Raw genomic sequence first — 20,160 nt, 5'->3', positions numbered from 1 at the left:
TTGGAGCTTACAGGCCGCGCCAACGCGGAATCTAGCGGCAGCAAATCTCTGCCCGCCAAACAAGAAAACGCGATTTTACGTGCCCTGGCTCGTAATAATAATTCCGCCGATAAAGGCGAGATAGAACCGGCTATGGCCGCGGCTTTGAAGCTTAGCGGTCTAAGGCAGCGCCTGGTAGCAATAGCGGCGGCTTTAGGGGATGGACGCGTAATCTTGCCAGTATTACCCCATACAGCCTCTTCGGAGGGCGATTGCCCCAGCGGGCAGCTGCCCCAGATTCACCTAAAAGGTACCTCCGCTGCGCTGGCAGTTCCCGTTTATTCGTCGCTTGCAGCTATGAATGAGGCCGTGGCTGCGGGTTTGGGGAGCAAACTCGACCCCTCGGCGGGCGCGGAGAATCTGCCACGACCGCTACCAGTGGGCGCCCGCGCCCTCGCTATTGCTGCGCTTGATTCTCCCGGAAGAATGCTGCTAGATGAAACTTACCTGTTACCGCGCCCACTGCTAAATGCTTTGGCCTGTGCAGATACCTGGGTTCCCAGCTGGGAGAATCCCGCTTTACTGGCTGGAATCTCCCGGGTAATCGGGCAGGTGCTGCCGGGAGCCGATTGGGAAATTATTCCGCAAATCGCTGGGCCAGATCGACTATTGCTAGCAGTAGACCCTAATCGCCCGGGGCTGGTGGCAGCTTTTCAAGCGCTGCAAACAGGAATAAATTCTTTAGATGTTTTAGAGGCCGCAGCGGATTTATTGGAAGTAACTCCGGTGCCGGCTCAAGGTGGAAACTAGTTTAGATCCCAGGTATTGACCTGGCAGGACTAATGATGTCCACAGTCAGCGGGTTCTTGCGGGGTTTGAAGATGGCGGCGATATACCAGGGGACGCAGCGCTGCCGCCAGTGCGTACAGGATTATCAGCCCCATCACGATCGCCGATCCAGAGGCGGCGGCCGTGAAGTAAGAAAAGACTAACCCCGCAATACACATCACTACCCCCAGCAGCATTGCCCATCCCATAGTGGCGCTGAAAGAGCGAGCATAAATTTGGGTGATGGCTACGGGCACAATCATTAGCGCGGAAACTAGGAGCACTCCCACTACCCGCATCGCAGTCGATACCGTCAGGGCGCTAACTACCGCTAAGCAGATGGTCAGCAGCCTTACCGGAATCCCGGAAGCGAGGGCGAACTCCTCATCGTTGCAGATAGAGAAAAGTTCTCGGCGCATCCCCAGGCCAAACACTAGGATCAGCAGCGACAGGGCGATCGTCAGGTAAACGTCTGACCAAGAAACGGCGGCGATTGAGCCAAATAGGTAGGAATTTAGTTGATTGGTGGTGCCCCCGGCCAGGGAAATGACCAGCACCCCGGAAGCGATCCCTCCATAAAAAAGTAAAGCCATCGCCACGTCTCCGCTGGCTCCACCTTTGGCACGTACCAATTCAATAATCACCGCGCCTGCGATTGAGGCGATAACTGCCCCCGGGATCGCTAAAGTATCTCCGCCCGCAATTTCCGTTAGATTACCAACTACCCAACCTAGCGCCACTCCGGTAAGAGCTACGTGTCCGATTCCATCTCCCAGTAGTGACAGGCGGCGTTGCACCAGGTAGGTGCCGATAATGGGGGCGCTCAGTCCCACCAGTACGGCCACGATTAGGGAACGGAGAAAGAAAGGAGAGGCCAATAGACTTGCCCAATCGGCTTCAAAGCTCGGTAAGGGCGCGAGAGCGCCGCGGCTAGCGGAGGACGCAAGCTGGCTAGGGGAGGGCGCGAAACTAAGTTGCAGGCTGGAGGTAGCTAGAGCCGGGTAAGAAATACTGGTGGTGGCAGTAATCATTCTTCGTTCCCCTCTGCTCCCGGAAGCGGAGACAGAGCCTCTCTGGGGTTATCGCTGGCGATCTGTCCGGAAACTAAAGTTATGGTGCGGTCGATCAAGGGAGCTAAGGATCCATGTTCATGCAGCACAATCAACATAGTCTTCCCGGCTGTTTTTGCCTCCGCAATGGTTGCAGCTAGACTCTTTGCACTTTGCCGGTCAATCCCGGCCAAGGGCTCATCCATAATTAAAAACTCCGGATCGCGCACTAGGGCGCGGGCAATTAAAACCCGTTGCTGCTGGCCGCCCGACATAAACTGAAACTTTTTGTTCTCCGATCCGGCTAACCCCACTTTTGCTAGCGCCTGGCGGGCGCGTTCCCGGTCGGAGCGTTTGGGGCCTACTCGTCCTTTTCGCAATAGCCCGGAGCGGACTACTTCTAGGGCAGTAGCCGGAACGGTACCGAGGGCGCTTTTGCGTTGAGGAACGTACCCCACTTTTGCGAGGGCTTTCGCATAGTTTTTATCGCCCACTCGGGCACCAAAAATCTCTAAGCTCCCCGAGCTGACTGGATTCAGTCCCACTGCGGCGCGCACCAAAGTGGATTTTCCGGAGCCGTTTTCCCCGCACAGCGCCACGGTAGTGCCGGGGGTGATCTGCAAATTGATATTTTCCAGGATCAAATTGCCCTGTAGGGCGACGGATAAATCCGTCGCCCTAAAAGGTAGAGATGTATTGGTCTCAGTTACTGACATTTCATCGCTTTGCTCAATTTTTCCAGGTTATCCTGCATTGCCTGCAGGTAATCTCGGTTCTTATCTACTTGGATTTCCAAGGGGTCGAGTACTTCAGATTTGATCCCGAGTTGCTCGGCTAAAGTCTTAGTGTCTTTATCTCCGAGGGCGCTCTCCGAAAACAATACGTTGACTTTCTTGTCCTTGGCAATATTTGCCACTTCCTGTAGGCGAGTCAGCGAGGTTTCCGCTTCCGGATCCACCCCTTTTACCCCTACTTGTTCGAATCCGTAGCGATCTGCCAGATAGCCGTAGGCTTCGTGAGCGGTAACTGCGGTAGGGGTGGCGCATTTATTCAGGCCAGCGCGATATTTTTTATCCAGGTCAGCTAGTTTGTCTTGCAGCGCTTTCCCGTTTTTCTGGAAAGTGTCGCCATGATCCGGATCGGCCTGAGTAAGGGTGGCAACTACTTGCGGTACCACTTGGGATAGCCGCTGAGGATCTAGCCAGAAGTGAGGGTCGAAACCGCCGTGATGATGGTCGTGAGCGGCTTCTTTATGTTCGCCCTCGTGATCGTGTTCTGCTTCGTGTTCTGCTTCGTGTTCCGCCGCTTCTTCGGCAGATAGTTTCTTCAGCTTGGCGGCCTTGGCTACATCCAAAGTGTTCTTCGGGGCTGCTTCCTTTACCGCGTCGTCAACGGCGGCTTGGAATCCCGATAGGTAGATTAGGGCATCCGCCTGCGAGATGGTGGTGAGGTCTTTCGCGGATAGCTCTACTTCGTGGGCTTCACCCGAGGGCGTCAGGTTGGTTACGTCCACTTGCTCTCCACCAACTTGGCTGGTTACGTAAGCCAGGGGGTAAAAGGAGGCTACGGCCTCGACTTTCCCGCCGTCCTCTTTCCCGCTTTTTGCGCTCGTGGAACATCCGCCCAGAGCTAGAGCGGCAATCGCTGCGGCGCAAACTATTTTTTTCATTCTTTGCTGCATAGCTCATAATATAAACGATAACCGTTCTCAAGACCAAGGTGCGCGAAGATAGCCTAGAGTGCTAAAAACTCCAGGTAAAAGCAAATTTCTGGGATTTTTCGGCGGATTAATCTAGCTTTTAGAGTTGTAAGTCACGCTCTAGCGCTCCGGTTCTGGAAAGTGTAGGCAACCCGGTAGAATCTGGGGTGGTAGCGCCTTGGCGCAGCAAGTTGAGCTTAAGGAGAAATACAGTGGCTGAAACGCCCTCGAAGTTGGATAGTGTCATCAATCTAGCAAAGCGACGCGGCTTTGTTTACCCCTGTGGGGAAATCTACGGTGGAACCCGTTCTGCCTGGGATTACGGCCCGTTAGGGGTAGAGCTGAAAGAAAACATTAAACGGCAGTGGTGGAACCGGGTAGTGCGCTCACGCTCCGACGTGGTCGGCCTGGATTCTTCGGTCATCTTGCCGCCAAAAGTCTGGGAAGCCTCCGGGCATCTGAAGGCTTTTACTGACCCGTTGATCGAATGCACCGCTTGCCATACCCGTCACCGTGAAGATGACCTGCAGGAAGCGTACGCGGAAAAACATCAATTACCCTCCGCTGATGAGGTATCCATGGAGGATGTTCCTTGTCCGGCTTGCGGCAAACGCGGACAGTGGACGGAGCCGCGCGCCTTCTCCGGGCTACTCAAGACTTTCTTAGGGCCAGTCGATGATGAAAAAGGATTGCACTTCCTGCGTCCAGAAACCGCGCAAGGTATTTTCATCAACTTCGCGAATGTGATGTCCTCTGCCCGGATGAAACCGCCCTTCGGGATCGGACAGATCGGGAAATCTTTCCGTAACGAAATCACCCCCGGAAACTTTATTTTCCGTACCCGCGAGTTCGAACAGATGGAACTAGAGTTCTTCGTAGAACCGGGAACCGATGAACAATGGCACCAGTACTGGATTGATGAACGCCTAGCTTGGTATCAGGACTTGGGGATAAGCGAAGATAACCTGCGCCTATATGAGCATCCGCAAGAAAAGCTTTCTCATTACTCCAAGCGCACTGTCGATATCGAGTATGCCTTCGGCTTCCAGGGATCGAAGTGGGGCGAACTTGAGGGGATCGCTAACCGTACCGACTATGACCTGGGTGTTCACCAGCAGGCTTCGGGCAAGAATTTGGATTACTTTGATCAATCAAAAGGTGAGCGCTGGACGCCCTACGTGGTAGAGCCCTCTGCGGGACTTACTCGCTCGCTAATGGCCTTCATGGTAGAGGCCTATAACGAGGACGAAGCTCCCAACGCCAAGGGAGGAGTCGACAAGCGGACGGTACTGCGCCTAGATCCGCGCCTCGCTCCCGTTAAGGCTGCGGTGTTGCCACTTTCACGTAAAGACGAACTGACCGGCCCGGCGCAAGAAATTGCCCAAGAACTGCGGGCGAACTGGAATATCGAGTATGACCAGGCAGGACAGGTTGGCCGCAGATATCGCCGTCAGGATGAAATCGGCACGCCGTTCTGTATCACCTATGACTTCCAATCCGGTGATGACCAGTGCGTGACTGTGCGTGAACGGGACTCGATGGAGCAAGAACGGGTAAAGATCAGCGAGCTAACCTCCTACTTGGCGACCCGCTTGGTGGGCTGCTAAGGCAGGACGCGTTTGCATCAGCACCTAAGTTCTTCGCGTAGAGCTCGCCCGGACTCGCGAGCCCTACGTCGGGCTAGACGCATTTTAACCGCGCTGATAGTACCAGTTTTTCTGGCGATTATTATCGGTATTTTCGCTCTTTACAGCCCGAAACCTATAGGGGATGCCCAGCAGGATTGGTCTGAGCAAGCACCTAACCGTTTGAGCGGTCAGGTGACGGGCTTGAACGGGGAAAAATGTCTGATTGCGGGACTGAAAATGCCCAAAGGGTCTGCTGATCCCACTAATGGCTTACCAGAACGCCAACCTTTGGTGTGCGTAAAAGTGCTGGAAGGACAGTGGAAGGGCAAGGTTGTCCCCGTTAGAGTTCCCGAAGAGTCTAGATCTGCGATCCGAATCGGCACCGCGGTGTGGATGATCTATGACACCGATGCCATGGCTACTGGTACCCCGTTCTTGTTTACCGATATAAAACGGGGGAACGCCTTAGCTATTATGGGGCTGCTCTATGTGATCATCGTGGTAGCGGTGGCAGGCAAACGTGGCTTCCTAGCGCTATTGGGGCTGGCGGCCTCGACACTGGTAATCGTATTCTTTATCCTCCCATCCCTAATGGCCGGAAAACCGCCCATGTTGGTGACCTTAGTGGGGGTAGGGGCGATAATGTTCCTCTCGGTCTACTTAGCGCATGGGATTACTATCCGCACGACTACCGCGCTTTTGGGCACGCTTTTAGGGCTGATAGTGACGGTGTTACTCGCCTATGCCGGTACTCGGGCAGCTGGGCTAAGCGGAGCTAGTGACGAGGATGCCCTGATTTTGGGTACCCAGCTACCCGCCCTGGGGCTGCCCTCGTTATTTATTTGCGGGATCGTGGTAGCCGGTTTGGGGGCTTTAAATGATGTGACCATTACGCAGGCTTCTGCCGTTTGGGAACTTGATGAGACTGATCCGCAAATGCCGCGAAGAAAACTGTTTTCACGGGCGATGCGGATTGGGCGTGACCATATTGCGTCTACGGTTTACACTCTGGCTTTCGCCTATGTGGGCACGGCGCTACCAACTTTGATTTTGGCGATGTTATCGCAGCGTCCTTTCCTGGAGCTGCTAACAGTTTCCCAGATTGCCGAGGAAATCGTGCGCACTCTGGTGGCCTCGATCGGATTAGTGTTGGCGATTCCCGCCACTACGGCGGTGGGGACCTTCCTCGTAAAATTTGTGCGGACTTCCTCCCCGTCCCTGGGGTCTCACTCTGCTTCCGCGGAAAATCTAAAGTTAGATGAGCAGGTAGGTGCGCATCTAGTAGAGGAGGATACGATAACAACAACGCTTAAAGGAGGCGGTCGGGATGCCAACTAAACTAGGGGAAGTAACGGTTGGCACCCCCATCGCCCTGGCGCCGATGGCGGGGGTAACTAACGCTCCCTTTCGGCGCCTGTGTCGTGAGCAGGCCGTTCAGGCGTTAAAGGACTTAAGGATCACCCCCACGAGCGGAGCAGCCAGTGGGCTCTATGTTTGCGAAATGATTACAGCCCGCGCCCTGGTGGAAGGCAATTCGCGCACTCTAGATTTGATCAAACCAGACCCGGAAGAGACCTTTCGTTCGGTTCAGCTGCACGGGGTAGACCCGGAAACTATGTATCAAGGTGCCCGGATGTTGGTGCGTCAGAGCCTGGCAGATCACTTGGATATTAACTTCGGGTGTCCGGTGCCTAAAGTGACCCGCAAAGGTGCCGGGGCGGCGCTACCTTGGAAAATAGAGCGTTTTGGACAGATAGTGGCGGCAGTGGTCGCTGGAGCTGAGGCCGGCGAAAAAGATTCTCCGCGCGATACCCCTGTGCCGGTGACCGCCAAGATCCGCATCGGGATCGACGCCGAACACGAAACCTATCGGGAAGCCGGCAAACTGGCGCAAAAAGTGGGGGCGAGTGCCGTGGTGCTGCATGGTCGCAGCGCTAACCAATACTATTCGGGCAGCGCCAATTGGCAAGCCATTGCCCAGTTGCGACAAGATTTAGAAATCCCGGTTTGGGGTAACGGAGATATTTTTTCTGCCGAGGACGCCCTAGCAATGCTGGCGCAAACCGATTGTGCGGGGGTAGAGATTGGGCGTGGTTGCCAAGGGAGGCCGTGGCTATTCTATGACCTGGCCAGTGCGCTTAACGGCTCAGCTAATCGCGCTCGCCCTAACCTGGGACAGGTATGTGAAATGGCGCTGCGGCACACGCAGATGCTTAGTTCTTGGATGGGTAACCAAGAACGTGCCCTACGGGATATGCGTAAACACTTGGGTTGGTATTTTAGAGGCTTCGCTGTCGGAGGTGACTTCCGCCGCGCCCTCACCAGTGCTAATAGTCTGCAAGAGCTAGACCAATTGTTTTCTACCCTGGATCCGTCTTTGCCTTACCCCCCGGCCGCCGAGGGCAAACGCGGGCGGCGAGGTAACCCCCGCAAAACTCATTTGCCGGAAGGGTGGTTAGCTACCCGAGAGGTAGATGCGGCGGCTGCCCGCGTCCTCCAGGCAGCCAAGCTCGATACTTCTCTAGATCAGGGCGGATATTAAACGCAAATACCTGCGCACAGGCTAGAGTGAAATATATGAAAACCGCGCCCTATTCTCCCCGTGACCGCGAACGCTGTCAGGAAGAGCCGCCCAAATCATCGCATCGCACCGAATTTGCTCGGGATCGCGCCCGGATAATGTATTCTTCGGCGCTGCGGCGTCTGGGGGCTAAAACCCAGGTGCTCGGGCCGGCCACCGATTCTTTTATTCGTACCCGCCTGACCCATTCGATAGAGGTTTCCCAGGTAGGCAGGTCAATCGCGCAAGAAATGGGATGTGACCCCGATATTGTAGATGCCGCTTGTCAAGCCCATGATCTGGGGCATCCCCCTTTTGGGCATAACGGGGAGCGCGCCCTCGATGAAGTTGCCCAAGATATTGGCGGTTTCGAGGGGAACGCCCAAACCTTCCGGTTGCTGACCCGCTTAGAACCTAAAGTTATGAGCACCGAGGGGCGCCCTCTGGGACTAAATCTGACCCGTGCCACTTTGGATGCGGTGTGTAAATATCCCTGGCTAAAAGGACAGGGCGCGAACAGTGAATATTCGCGTAAAAAATACAATTGCTACCGCGAAGATGCCCCGGTCTTTAACTGGATGCGCAAATTTTCTCCCCCGCATCAACGCTGCCTAGAGGCACAAATCATGGATATTTCCGATGACATCGCTTATTCCGTGCATGACATCGAGGACGGTGTCCAAACCGGAGAGCTAGATCCGGCCACCTTGGGGGAAAATAAATCTTTAGAGCTGGTGTTTGAAACTACAGTTAACTGGTACGGAGATGCCCCGGGCAATGAGCTTCAAGACGCCTGGGAACGGATTCGTTCCCTGCCCCAGTGGCTAGCTAGTTTCGATGGTTCCTATCGGGATATGGCGCGGCTAAAGAATATGACGTCCCAATTGATCGGGCGTTTCTGTTCTGCGGTTTCGTCCGCTACTTTGCAAGCGGCAGGAACCGGTCCCTTGCGCCGCTATGATGCTGATTTAGTTATTCCGGATGCGACCCTCGCCGAAATTAAACTTTTGAAGGGGATAGCTGCCGCCTACATGATGGCGCCGCGAGAAACCGAACCTATTTATCTAGCGCAACGTACCACTATCTATGAACTTGCCGACGCCCTCTGGGAACGCCCAGAGGAGCTGGAAGAACCACATCGCAGTACTTGGCGGGAAGCCTCGGGAGATGACGGCCGGTTGCGAGCGCTAGTTGATCAAATCGCTTCTTTGACCGACACTACTGCTAACCAGTGGCATGCCCGCCTGTGCGGCATGTTCCGTTCGCTGTAAGATTCGGAACCCGTATCCCGACCGCGCCGCCCTCGCCTATGATTAAGACATGGCTGGGTTAATTCGACGCGAAGATATCGATCAGGTGCGCGAGCGTGCCCGCATTGATGAAATCGTGGGCGAACAGGTAGCATTGCGCCCCGCCGGGGTCGGCGCCCTAAAGGGGCTTTGCCCGTTCCATGATGAACGCACCCCCTCTTTTCATGTGCGCCCCGCCCAGGGGTACTATCACTGCTTTGGATGCGGTCAAGGTGGGGACGTGATTAAGTTCGTTGAAGATGTTCATCACCTTTCTTTCACCGAAGCGGTGCAGTACCTGGCAGATAAAACCGGCGTCACCTTGCATTACGAAGACACCGGAGCTGCAGAAAAGAAGGATCCGAACCGGGTTTCGCGCTCGCGGATATTGGAAGCCAATCGTAACGCCGCCCAGTTTTTCCGTTCCCAGCTGGGTAGTGAAGAGGCAGTCGGAGCACAAAAGTTTTTGAGTGCCCGCGGTTTCGATGCCGACGTAGCAGCCAGGTTCTCGTTGGGATACGCGCCCGCCTCCTGGGATGCGCTGCTATCTTTTTTGCGTAAACGGGGTTTCACCGAGCCCGAATTGGCGGCATCGGGACTATTTTCTAGGGGACAGCGCGGCCCCTATGATCGTTTTCGCGGTCGGTTGATCTGGCCTATCTCCAATCTGACGGGCGAAGTAGTAGGTTTTGGGGCGCGTCGGCTAGGTGAGGACGATAAAGGACCGAAGTATCTGAATACTCCCGAAACTGCGGTCTATAAGAAATCGAAAGTGCTGTACGGGATCGATAGAGCAAAGAAAGCAATCAGCAAGCAGCGCCGGATTGTGGTGGTCGAAGGCTACACCGATGTGATGGCTGCTCACCTCGCGGGAGTCGAATGCGCGGTTGCGACCTGTGGTACTGCTTTTAGCTCTGATCATGTGCAGATTGTGCGCCGCCTGCTAGGAGATAATGCTGATCCGGCAGCCGGGGTGTTGCTGTCTTCGGGCAAGGCACGCGGCGGGGAAGTGATTTTTACTTTCGATGGTGATGAGGCGGGGCAAAAAGCGGCTCTGCATGCGTTTGGGGAAGACCAGGCTTTCGCTTCCCAAACTTTCGTGGCGATTGAACCTTCGGGGAAAGATCCTTGCGATTTGTGGCAAGCACAGGGAGCCGGTGCGGTGCGAGCCCTGGTGGATTCGCGGCGTCCCCTTTTTGAGTTTGTTTTGCGCACCACTTTGAAAGCCCATAACTTGGATACTTCTGAAGGGCGAGTGGCCGGTTTGCGGGCGGCAGCCCCGATAGTGGGACGGATCCGGGATGTGGCATTGCGGTCGGAATATACTCGCCGCCTAGCTGGGTGGGTGGGGATGCCAGAGAATGAGGTGCGCCAGATTGTGCATAATGCTTCCCGGGCTCAACCTAGAAGCCCTCAAGGAGCAGGAAATGGCGCTGCTGCCAGCCCCTATGGGGTCAGCGGAGCCGCCAGATCGGGAGCGGGCGGCGACTCTGTCGCCCCCGGTGTGCCCGGGGTAATTGGCTTGCCGGACAGCTCTGATCCAGTTGCCAATCTGGAAAGACAAGCTCTGGAGTGCTTATTACAACTGCCAGCCAGCCTTTTTGGGCTCGGGGTAGAAACGGTGTCTCCTGCTGCTTTTCGAGTACCCATGTTTAGCGCCCTGTTTTCGGCGCTTTCTTCCTTGGGTGGATTAGACCAATATGCGGAGCTTTGGCGGGGTGCCGAGGACGAATTGGGGCTCAAAGGGCAACGGGCGATCTTGCTTGCCAATAAACGGTGGGTGGAGCTTGTAGGATCGAATGTCTCTGCGCAACTAAAAAGTTTGGTGTCAGCGCTGGTAGTTTCGCCTCTTCCGCAAGATGACGCGGCACGTCTAAATGACTATGCCCGCGGGGTGTGGGGGGCGATGATTCGCGGTGATCTTGCCCGCCAAATTGCCGATATTAAGGCGCGACTACAACGCTGTGATCCTCAAGATGAGCGCTATCAACAGTTTTTTGCCGAATTAATGAGCTTAGAAAATCGCCGTCGCCAGTTAACCCAAAACTAGCAGCCGGCTCCTGCCCGCAGCGGAAGTGATGTGGTATCGCGGCGGGCAGCACCACTTAACAGTGCTGCCCGCAAAGCTGACTGCAAATAATTTGCTGCCTGAATCTACAACAATTGGGCACGCAAGTCCTCAGGGGAGGACGGGGAATACCAAGCGGGAGGAAGATCCAGGACGCTGGCAGCTCCGCGATGTCCATGCTGGTGTAGGCGAACTAGCGCGCGGGCACTAGCAGCCACCATAGACCCGGTGAAATCGGGGTTAGAGTCCAGTTGCAGCTGGAAGCGCACTAGATGTTTAACGCCCTCTTGAGTGTGACCGAGACGGAGGACTTGCCCTCCGTGGGGCATGCCGGCGTGATCGCGTGCCAGTTCCTGGGCAGAAATAAAGTTGACGGTGGTTTCATAGTCCGCAAAATATTTCGGCATTTCTTTAATTTCGCGGGTAATCCGCTCTTTATCGGCGCCTTCAGCGGCAACAACATAGCACAGGCGCGAGTGCTTATCTGCCGTGCTCAGCTGGGGGTTTTCTCCGCTTTCTACCGCCTTGATTGCCGCTTGGTTGGGGACAGTGTATTGCACTGCGCCCTCGACCCCTTCGATCCGGCGAATCGCGTCCGAGTGTCCTTGAGATACTCCGCGCCCCCAGAAAGTTTGGGTATAGCCCGCCGGGAGCACCGCCTCGGTGAGGGTGCGCGCAATCGAGAACAGACCCGGATCCCAGCCGGTAGAAATCAGGGCAGAATGTCCCGCTTCCTTGGCGGCAGCGTCCATATCGGCAAAATAGGCGGGAATATCGGCGTGAGTATCAAAAGAATCAACAGTGTTAAAGTATTTAACCGCTGCCGGTCCTTGGGTGCGCAAATCCGTGGCGCTGCCTCCACAACAAATGCACACATCAACTTCTCCAGAAAAATCCGCCATCTGCGAGACAGAATAAACCGGGGTGCCGGCAGTTTCTAAATCTTTAGGATCTCGGCGAGTAAATACCGCCACCGCCTGCATATCTTCAGCGGTATTAACTGCTCTTTCAACCGCGCGTCCTAGATTGCCATATCCATTAATTGCCACTTTTATAGTCATAGCCAGATACTACAAGTTGCACCCTGTTAGATGTGAAAACTGCCCAAAACCTAGACAGGGAAGTGTCTAGGTTTTGGGCAGGACGGCAGTTAGGTATGTCGCTTAGTAGCTGAGCGGCAAATCCGGGTATTCAGCTTGCCAAGTTTGCCGATAGTAATCGGTAAGTTGCAATTTGCTGGCGGCAGCTTCATCAGCAATGATGATCGCATTTAGGTGGTACTGCAAAATGGAGGCGGGCCAGAAAGCGCTGACCGGACCCTCTACCGTTGCGGCGATGGCATCGGCTTTTTGGGTGCCGAAAGCCAACAAAACCGCTTGGCGTGATTTCATGATGGTGGATAGCCCCTGCGTGACTGCCTGCTTGGGGACTTTAGCTTCATCGTTATCAAAGAAACGCGCATTGTCGGCAATAGTTTGGGCAGTCAAGGTCACCACAGTTGTGGGGTTAGCCAGACAGCCGGTCGGTTCATTAAAACCAATATGTCCATCGGCGCCGATACCTAGAATCTGTAAATCAACTCCGGGAGCTATTTCTTCCTCGTAGGTGCGTGCAGCCTGGTGAGGCTCGGAACCAGTACCAGCCGGGGTGTGTAAATTTTCGTCCTTTAGCCCGGTCTTTTCGCTTCCAACCAGTTCGCGGCGCAATACGTTACGGTAGCGTTCGGGATGTTCGGGAGCGATTCCGACATATTCATCTAAAGCCCAGGCGGTGCATTCTTCCAGGCTAAATTGTCCTTGCGCGTGGGCGGCGCGTAGCTCAGCGTATAGTCCTTCCGGGGTAGAGCCAGTTGCTACCCCCAACCTAAATCCCGATTTTACTTGGGGAATAATAATTTTTGCCGCTAGCTTAGAGGCATCTTCGGGGGTGGGGGTAATCGCAATATGCATGTAGATCTCCTTTGGTAGGACTTTTCCATCGTTGGCTAGATAAAGTCCCTTCCATTATTTCACACCTGCTAACTCGGAAAGGATTGCTAGCGGCTAAGGTTAAGATTTCCGGTTTTCCCGTTACCGAGGTTGAACGTGAGAAAATAGGGTTAGACGCTAGTAGGAGGACGAAATGGCGCAGCGCAAAAGAGTTACGTTAAAAGATGTTGCACGAGAAACTGAGTTATCAATATCTTCAGTTTCGCTTGCGTTGCGCAATGACTCGCGAATCTCCGAACCGGTGCGTGAACGGGTTAAGGAAGTTGCCCACCGTTTGGGGTATCAAGTGGATTTGTCGGGGGCGATGCTTCGCAGTTCTAAACCTAAGATAATTGGAATAGTTGCCCAGCTAGATCAAGAGTTACATAACAAATATGTCGAGAATATTAACCGTTGCGCCCAAGAAGCTGGCTATCGTACGATCACTCAAAACGCTTCCCTATTTAATGATTATCGGCAGGGATTAGAGGCTCTGTCTCAGCTGCGGATTAACACTTGTGTAGCGATTAATCCTGTTTTTAGCGGCGAGGAACTCCCGGCAAACTTAACTCCCGCAGTAGTGGTGGGGCAAAGCGCTCTGGCGGGCGCTGACTTGGTGCGTTCTTCCAACTATAGCGGGCTGCATGAACTGGTTTTGCATTTAAAATCTTTAGGTCATGCAGAAATAACTTACTTGGATGGTCCAAAAAGCTATTCATCTAAAATTCGTCGCCAGGCATTAATGCGAGCTGGCGAGGAAGCGGGCTTAAAAGTCCATCCGATTTTGGCAGGTAACACTGTCGATGATGGCTTTAAAGTCGTGCAGCAACTTTTGACTGATTCTTGGAGTTGCCAAAAATCTCGTAATGATTTAACCCGGGTTGCTTTATTGGGGGTCACCGCGCTGGCTTGTTATAACGATCAGGTGGCGCAGGGGGCTATGGTGGCTTTATATCGAGCTGGTTTTTCTATTCCCGCTGATATTTCGGTGAGCGGGTTCGATAACTCTCTGGGGGCGTCCTCCCTGGCTTTTAATTTAACCACTGTGGATAGGGGGACGGCGAAAGTTGCTGAGCACGTGACTTCGCTGGCGATTAGAAGAGCTTCCGGTCAGGTGGTAGCGGCACAAGAGCTCACTGTGGAGAGTTCTTTGGTAATTAGGCGCTCTACCGGTACAGCTTTCTTCCTGCAGAACTAGGAGGGGAAAAGATGTTAAAACGTTAAAGCAAAAAAATCTAAAAATAGCGCTTTTGTACTCCTTTGGAAATTAAGATTCCTGATAACACGCATTCAAACGTTTGACTTAATGTGAGGGATATTTTATTGTAGGGCTATGTGCTAAAGCACATCTAGGAATTATTTGCAGCAAAGGAGCTACGAATATGCGTTCAAAGTTGAATAACCTGGGATTCACGGCGACTTCATTCCTGTCGCTGGTGCTAATCACAGTAAATGCGCAGTTAATTTATGCTTTTTGGGACATTAGGAACACCATTCCCAAAGATTTTCCTACCGCCATGGGGGTAACCGACGCTCAGGCAGGGAACCTATATTCAATGCAAGGTTTAGTTATTATCCTGGGAACCATTGCCTTGGGCTGGGTAGGCGATCGTTTCGCGATTCGTACTATCATGCTGATTTCTTCTCTGGGTGCGGGAGGGATTTCCCTATTCATCACCGTATTCTCACCTAATCTCTCCCTGGGGACGCTGCTCGTATGCTTCTTCTTGATGCTGCTGTTTACCGAGGTATTATTCAAACCAGCCAACTTCAAAGCAGTTAGTCTCTCAACCACTGAAGAACATCAAGGCACTGCATTTGGCTTTTTTGAGTTTGGACGCGGTCTGCTCGCGTTCCTGGTTTCTTTGCTTTGGACCTTGATGCTGGCATCGGGAGCCAGTGCTCGAACCATCATGTACACTTCCTCGATAATCGTCCTGGTAGCCGGGTTAATGGTGTTCTGGGCGGTACCAAAAGGGCAAAAAGTCGGCAGTGAAGACACCCAAGCAGCTAACACTGTAGAGGCAATCAAAGGGGTTGGGAAAGTAGCTAAACTGCCGATAGTCTGGCTCACCGGTATCAACGTTTTTTGTATCTATGGCACTTTCGTAGCTGCCGGAACTTATTTTGCTCGCTTCTTACAAGCCGGATACGGAACTTCGGCCGTGGCTGCCGCCGTGTTTGCAACTACCGTAATCGGCTTGCGTATGTTGCCACTGGTTTCAACGATTCTGGTAGAAAAAGTATTTAAATCAACGGTAAAGTTCATGAGAACTATGGAGATAGTTCTGGTAGTTCTACTGTCGCTGATTGCGGTAATCTTCTTCACCAACAGCCCAGCTATCAGCTCTTATCCAGCTGGTCAAGTACCGGGGAACCTGATTTCTAGTGGAATGTTCTGGGCGCTAATCGTGATGATGCTCTTGGCATCTGCCACCACCTTTATGATTCGAGGTGTCTACTACGCTCCCATCGGAGAGTTCGGCATTGCCAAGAAAAACTCTTCAGCTGCTATGTCTTTCGCAATCACTGTCGGATATATCCCGGCGTTATTAGCTCCCATCGTGCTCGGTGGTCTGATTACCCCCTCCATTACTGATAGCAACGGAAAAGTAATAACCGAAGTGCTAACTTCTACTAATGTACTGGGGTCTGCATTCTTAGGATTGGCAGCTTTAGCTCTGGTTGCAGCGGTAATGTCACACCTCATGGTGAAAATGCAGCGCCGCCAAAAACAAATGAACTGAGGGCAAAATGAAAGCAGCTGTTAAACAAGCAGATTGGATGGCTCATCATCCAGAGTCAGTTCCCATCGGTAACCTGACTATCCCGGGAACTCATGATTCTATGACCGCAACTTGTCCGCAAAGATACTATAAAACTCAGACTCTCCTGCTTGCAGAACAATTAGATATAGGGGTCAGGTTTTTAGATTTGCGGATTCGCTCTAGCCTGGTTGCAGCTCACCGCGAGTGGATAAGCACGATTAAAGCTACGGAGATATTGCAAACTATCCGAGAGTTTCTCAAGAATCATCCACAAGAGTTCCTCTTGGTTAGATTCCAAAACGCAAATGAAAATAAGGATGATTTTCCGCAGTATTGCCAGCAAATTACGAAACTGATTGCCGAAAACAGAGATTTATTCTTCCTATGGAAGAAAGAAAATCAGATTCCCATCAGTGAGCTAACTTTGGGGCAGTTACGCGGAAAAATCCTGGCATTGGAATGTGCCCCCAGCCAGTATGAATCGACGTATTTACCAGACTGTGTTTGGGCATATCCCTGGCATGAAGCCGAGAAAATACGGCTACAAGACTTATGGGATGGTCCCAGTCTAGAAGCTAAACAGCAGGCAATCTTGCAACTAGGGGAACAATCTGGAACTGGTGAGCTACGTTTGAATCATATTAGCGCTACCAATGGACAGTTAGGATTCCCCGATGCCTATGCTGCTCAGCTAAATCCGTGGATTTTAGATATTTATACCAAGGGCGAAGCTAGATGCAAGCAAAGGGCGCAGGTGCTAATTTTTGACTATCTTACCCCTGAGATTGCTCAAACTTTGATAGACGCTGGGCTAAGTAACTGCCAGAACTAGGTGAGGAACATGGAAAAGCCGGAATTACTGAAACTATTGGATTATGCAGTAGCTACCGTTAAAAAAGCCGCAGCTATGGCGCTTGAACCGGGAATGGAACTAAATATTACCGCTAAAAGCAGCCGTAATGATTTAGTTACCGATGTTGATAAAGCAATAGAGCAATTTATTGCGAATCAACTACTGGAATTTAGTGGCTACCCAGTGCTCGGAGAGGAAGGACACCAGGTTGATTCTTTCGAGGGACGGGTATGGCTGGTAGATCCCATTGATGGGACGATGAATTACATAGAAACCAAGCGAGATTACGCAATTTCCTTGGCATTATGTGAAAACGGAGTCCCGGTTCTGGCAGTAGTGCAAGATGTGGTGGCTGATAAGACCTATACCGCGACTTTAGGGGGAGGGGCTTATTGCAACGATCTTCCCTTAGAGGCGGTGAATTCGGATATAGATTACCGCCAGGTAGTTCTGCTAACCGATTTAAAGGAAATCCGAGCGCTTCCTCGCTTAGCTCAAGTTTTAGAGGAATCGCGGGGACATCGCCGATACGGTTCTGCCGCATTAGAAATGGTGGAAGTAGCAGCCGGTAGGGCAGGGGGATTCATTCATCTGTGGGTATCCCCCTGGGATATAGCGGCCGCGACTTTAATCTGTCGGGAAAGTGGATGCATAGTGTCCCGCTTTGATGGTACCAGCATGGATGTGCGCCAGAAAGGTTCCGTTTTGGCAGCATGGCCTACCGTACATTCCGGGCTGTTGTATCGGTTGGTGCAAGCTCCTGCCTAGCGGGTTAGTGGAGCCGAATGCCAGGGTGAAACCGCGTGGCAGGGCAGCGGATTTGTCCTAGGAAAACCGGATAGAAAAATAGTCGCGGGGTGGAAGAATCTTTCTTCCACCCCGCGACCATTAGCTATTGACTTATCGCCAATAATCCGCTTCGTCAGCTAGTTTTCGTTTCCGAGCAGACTAGAAATCCGTCCATTTGAAGCTATCATCGCGAATCTAGCCATCGCAGCTAGTACGAGCTATCAGGAGGTAGCACTAGCGGTCAAACTAGATGTTTTGCGCCTGTATCTTCCAAACGTCTTTAGCGTAATCAGCTATGGTACGATCAGCGCTGAAGCGTCCGGATTCACAGATGTTGATCCAGCATTTACGCGCCCATTCAATTTGGTCAGCGTATTCGAGGGCGGCGCGATCACGCACTTCCCGGTAATCAGCGAAATCACCCAGTACGTAGTAGACGTCCGCAGGTTCGTAGCCGTTGGAATCTAGTAGTGAACCCAAAAGATCATGGAACAGGCCGGTACCGCCATCATCTAAAGTGCCATCAACAAACGCATCCAGAGTCCGTTTTAGTCCCGGCACGGTTTCATAGAGCTTGCGCGGATCGTAAGTGCGTCGCAGCTCCGGTAGTTCCTCTTCCTTGGCGCCGAAAATATAGGCGTTTTCTTCCCCCACTGAATCCACGATCTCTACATTCGCACCGTCTAGAGTACCCAGGCAAAGTGCTCCGTTCATCATGAACTTCATATTGGAAGTTCCCGATGCCTCTTTACCAGCAGTAGAAATCTGTTCGTGAATATCGGCAGCAGGAATAATATGTTCCGCCGGGGAAACATTGTAGTTTTCGACAAACACTACTTGGATAACTTTAGAAACCTCAGGGTCACTAGCGACCAGTTCCCCAATAGTGTTGATCAGTTTAATAATCGCTTTGGCTCGCACATATCCGGGAGCAGCCTTAGCCCCGAAAATGAATACTCGATGTGGCCAAGGCTTTTGTGGATTATCTTTGATCCGGAAATACAGATCTAAAATATATAACGCGTTTAACAGCTGCCGTTTATATTCGTGCAACCGCTTGATCTGCACATCGAAAATCGCAGACGGATCAATCTTTTGTCCAGAGCGTTGCTCCAGCCACTGGGCAAAGTCCCGTTTATTATCGGCCTTTACCCCCAGTAGCTGCGCCATTAGATCCGAGTCATCAGCCAGCTTACGTAGGCTCTTGAGCTGATCCATATCGGTAACCCAATCAGTAGAACCCAGCTTTTCAGTAAGCAGGTTAGCTAGACGAGGATTACACTGCTTAAGCCAACGCCGGGGCGTAACCCCATTAGTCTTGTTATTAAACTTTTGTGGCCAAATCTCGTACCAGTCTTTCAAGGTCTGCCGCTTAATGATTTCGGTGTGCAGGGCAGCCACCCCGTTAATCGAAAATGCTGCGTAGCAGGCAATCCAAGCCATATGGATACGGCCACCATGAATCGGAGACATATAGTCAATCCGGGCAGCGTCAAAGCCCAGTGCCTCTAGTTCCATTCGGAAACGACGGTCAATCTCGGCTACGATCTCCAGGATCCGGGGGAATAGGCGCTGGAAAATTGCGTATTCCCAGGTTTCTAGAGCTTCAGCGAGCACCGTGTGGTTGGTGTAGGCAAAAGTGTTCTGTACGATTTGCCAGGCATCTTCCCAATCCATCCCGTGATCGTCAAGCAGAATCCGCATCAATTCCGGAATCGCCAATACCGGGTGGGTGTCATTTAGCTGGATACAATTGTATTTCGCGAAATCACGCAGGTCATCACCGTGATGGTTGATGTAGTTTTCTACCATGTCCTGCAGAGAGGCAGATACAAAGAAGTACTGTTGACGTACCCGCAACACTTTGCCTTCGAAAGTAGTGTCATTGGGATACAGAACCCGGCACAGGTCAGCCACCCGTTCCCGCTCAATAATCGCATCGGTGAACCGCTGAGAATTGAAAGCCTCATAGTCGAACTCTTCCATCGGTTCTGACTTCCACAAACGCAAAGTATTTACGTTATCGGTGCCGTAGCCCGTAATCGGCATATCGTAGGGAATCGCCCGCACTTGCATATCTGCGAAGTTAATAAAGCGGGGCTCTTCCTCGCGGCGAATAACGAAAGGGTAGCCTTCCTCCATCCAGGGATCCGGATGCTCACGCTGGTTACCGTTTTCAAAGGCCTGCTTAAATAGACCGTAGCGGTACAAGATTCCGTATCCGCGCACTGGCAGGTTCATAGTGGCGCAAGAATCTAGGAAACAGGCAGCTAGGCGTCCCAAGCCTCCATTACCGAGGGAGGCATCGTGTTCGGCTTCCAGCACGTCGGTGAGATTCATACCGAAGGCGTTTGTGGCATCTTTCGCCTGTTCTAGCAGTTCCAGGTTATCCAGGTTGTTGAGCAGGGCTCTGCCCATTAGGAACTCCGCCGAGAAGTAATGCTCTTGGCGTCCCGCGGCATACTTTTTTGTGGTTGCTTCCCAGTTTTCTGCGATACGTTCTACAACCGCTTGCGACATTCCTGTCCAAAACTCCATAGGGGTGGAGTCTTCGGCGCGACGACCAGAAATAGAACGGGTAAATGAACCTAAAGAATGGGTAAGGTTGTCTGCCATATTCAATCTCCTTACAAGGCTTACGATTCCAAGGCTATCGGTTAAACGGAAAATGACCGACTTAAAT

Annotated in this window: 16 protein-coding genes; 10 read left to right on the top strand and 6 right to left on the bottom strand. The window is 52.6% G+C overall.

The features are described from left to right. Entirely contained in the window at positions 1–789 is a 789-nt protein-coding gene (locus ACZ5BI_RS06350; RefSeq protein ID WP_464895889.1) for a hypothetical protein, read from the top strand. Positions 790–818: 29 nt separating this feature from the next. On the opposite strand, the gene ACZ5BI_RS06345 is transcribed toward ACZ5BI_RS06350, so the two are convergent. Genes ACZ5BI_RS06345 through ACZ5BI_RS06335 form a run of 3 tightly spaced genes read right to left on the bottom strand, consistent with a single transcriptional unit; the run spans position 819 to position 3,525 of the window. Then, positions 819–1,838, bottom strand: a complete 1,020-nt coding sequence (locus ACZ5BI_RS06345; protein WP_278605649.1) for a metal ABC transporter permease — start codon at positions 1,836–1,838, stop codon at positions 819–821. Continuing rightward, entirely contained in the window at positions 1,835–2,572 is a 738-nt protein-coding gene (locus tag ACZ5BI_RS06340) for a metal ABC transporter ATP-binding protein (RefSeq protein ID WP_464895888.1), read from the bottom strand. The genes ACZ5BI_RS06345 and ACZ5BI_RS06340 overlap by 4 nt, the downstream gene beginning before the upstream one ends. Next, entirely contained in the window at positions 2,563–3,525 is a 963-nt protein-coding gene (locus ACZ5BI_RS06335) for a metal ABC transporter substrate-binding protein (RefSeq protein ID WP_464895887.1), read from the bottom strand. The genes ACZ5BI_RS06340 and ACZ5BI_RS06335 overlap by 10 nt, the downstream gene beginning before the upstream one ends. Before the next feature lie 242 nt (positions 3,526–3,767). On the opposite strand from ACZ5BI_RS06335, the gene ACZ5BI_RS06330 reads away from it, so the two are divergent. The 5 genes from ACZ5BI_RS06330 to dnaG are packed head-to-tail and all read left to right on the top strand — an operon-like array spanning position 3,768 to position 11,082. After that, on the top strand, positions 3,768–5,162 hold the full coding sequence (locus tag ACZ5BI_RS06330) for a glycine--tRNA ligase (RefSeq protein WP_464895886.1): 1,395 nt from the start codon (positions 3,768–3,770) through the stop codon (positions 5,160–5,162). Between the two features lie 12 nt (positions 5,163–5,174). After that, on the top strand, positions 5,175–6,521 hold the full coding sequence (locus ACZ5BI_RS06325; RefSeq protein WP_464895885.1) for a YibE/F family protein: 1,347 nt from the start codon (positions 5,175–5,177) through the stop codon (positions 6,519–6,521). Beyond that, positions 6,511–7,725, top strand: a complete 1,215-nt coding sequence (gene dusB / locus ACZ5BI_RS06320; RefSeq protein ID WP_316086644.1) for a tRNA dihydrouridine synthase DusB — start codon at positions 6,511–6,513, stop codon at positions 7,723–7,725. Before ACZ5BI_RS06325 ends, dusB begins: the two co-directional genes overlap by 11 nt. 35 nt (positions 7,726–7,760) lie before the next feature. Continuing rightward, positions 7,761–9,014: a deoxyguanosinetriphosphate triphosphohydrolase gene (locus ACZ5BI_RS06315; RefSeq protein ID WP_238128352.1), complete on the top strand. Its 1,254-nt coding sequence runs from the start codon at positions 7,761–7,763 to the stop codon at positions 9,012–9,014. 49 nt (positions 9,015–9,063) lie between these two features. Further along, on the top strand, positions 9,064–11,082 hold the full coding sequence (dnaG, locus tag ACZ5BI_RS06310; protein ID WP_464895884.1) for a DNA primase: 2,019 nt from the start codon (positions 9,064–9,066) through the stop codon (positions 11,080–11,082). 104 nt (positions 11,083–11,186) lie between these two features. On the opposite strand, the gene ACZ5BI_RS06305 is transcribed toward dnaG, so the two are convergent. Further along, on the bottom strand, positions 11,187–12,161 hold the full coding sequence (locus ACZ5BI_RS06305; RefSeq protein ID WP_316098328.1) for a diaminopimelate dehydrogenase: 975 nt from the start codon (positions 12,159–12,161) through the stop codon (positions 11,187–11,189). A gap of 102 nt (positions 12,162–12,263) precedes the next feature. Beyond that, entirely contained in the window at positions 12,264–13,049 is a 786-nt protein-coding gene (locus tag ACZ5BI_RS06300; RefSeq protein WP_464895883.1) for a glucosamine-6-phosphate deaminase, read from the bottom strand. A gap of 172 nt (positions 13,050–13,221) precedes the next feature. Here ACZ5BI_RS06300 and ACZ5BI_RS06295 point away from each other — a divergent pair, with 172 nt between their 5' ends. The 4 genes from ACZ5BI_RS06295 (at position 13,222) to ACZ5BI_RS06280 (ending at position 17,456) form a co-directional block, all read left to right on the top strand. Continuing rightward, positions 13,222–14,265, top strand: coding sequence for a LacI family DNA-binding transcriptional regulator (locus ACZ5BI_RS06295; RefSeq protein WP_278610437.1), 1,044 nt, complete (start codon positions 13,222–13,224; stop codon positions 14,263–14,265). A gap of 184 nt (positions 14,266–14,449) precedes the next feature. Continuing rightward, positions 14,450–15,814, top strand: coding sequence for an MFS transporter (locus ACZ5BI_RS06290; RefSeq protein WP_278610439.1), 1,365 nt, complete (start codon positions 14,450–14,452; stop codon positions 15,812–15,814). 7 nt (positions 15,815–15,821) lie between these two features. Beyond that, positions 15,822–16,667, top strand: coding sequence for a PI-PLC domain-containing protein (locus ACZ5BI_RS06285; RefSeq protein ID WP_464895882.1), 846 nt, complete (start codon positions 15,822–15,824; stop codon positions 16,665–16,667). A 9-nt stretch (positions 16,668–16,676) separates the two neighbouring features. Then, entirely contained in the window at positions 16,677–17,456 is a 780-nt protein-coding gene (locus ACZ5BI_RS06280) for an inositol monophosphatase family protein (RefSeq protein WP_278610443.1), read from the top strand. Between the two features lie 267 nt (positions 17,457–17,723). Here ACZ5BI_RS06280 and ACZ5BI_RS06275 read toward each other — a convergent pair whose 3' ends face one another. Then, positions 17,724–20,093 (bottom strand): glycogen/starch/alpha-glucan phosphorylase, encoded by a 2,370-nt coding sequence (locus ACZ5BI_RS06275; RefSeq protein WP_464895881.1) that lies wholly within the window; start codon positions 20,091–20,093, stop codon positions 17,724–17,726. Positions 20,094–20,160 lie beyond the last annotated feature (67 nt).

The sequence above is a fragment of the Varibaculum sp. GTC20041 genome (genome assembly GCF_055387755.1).
This window is presented reverse-complemented; position numbering and strand designations above follow the sequence as displayed.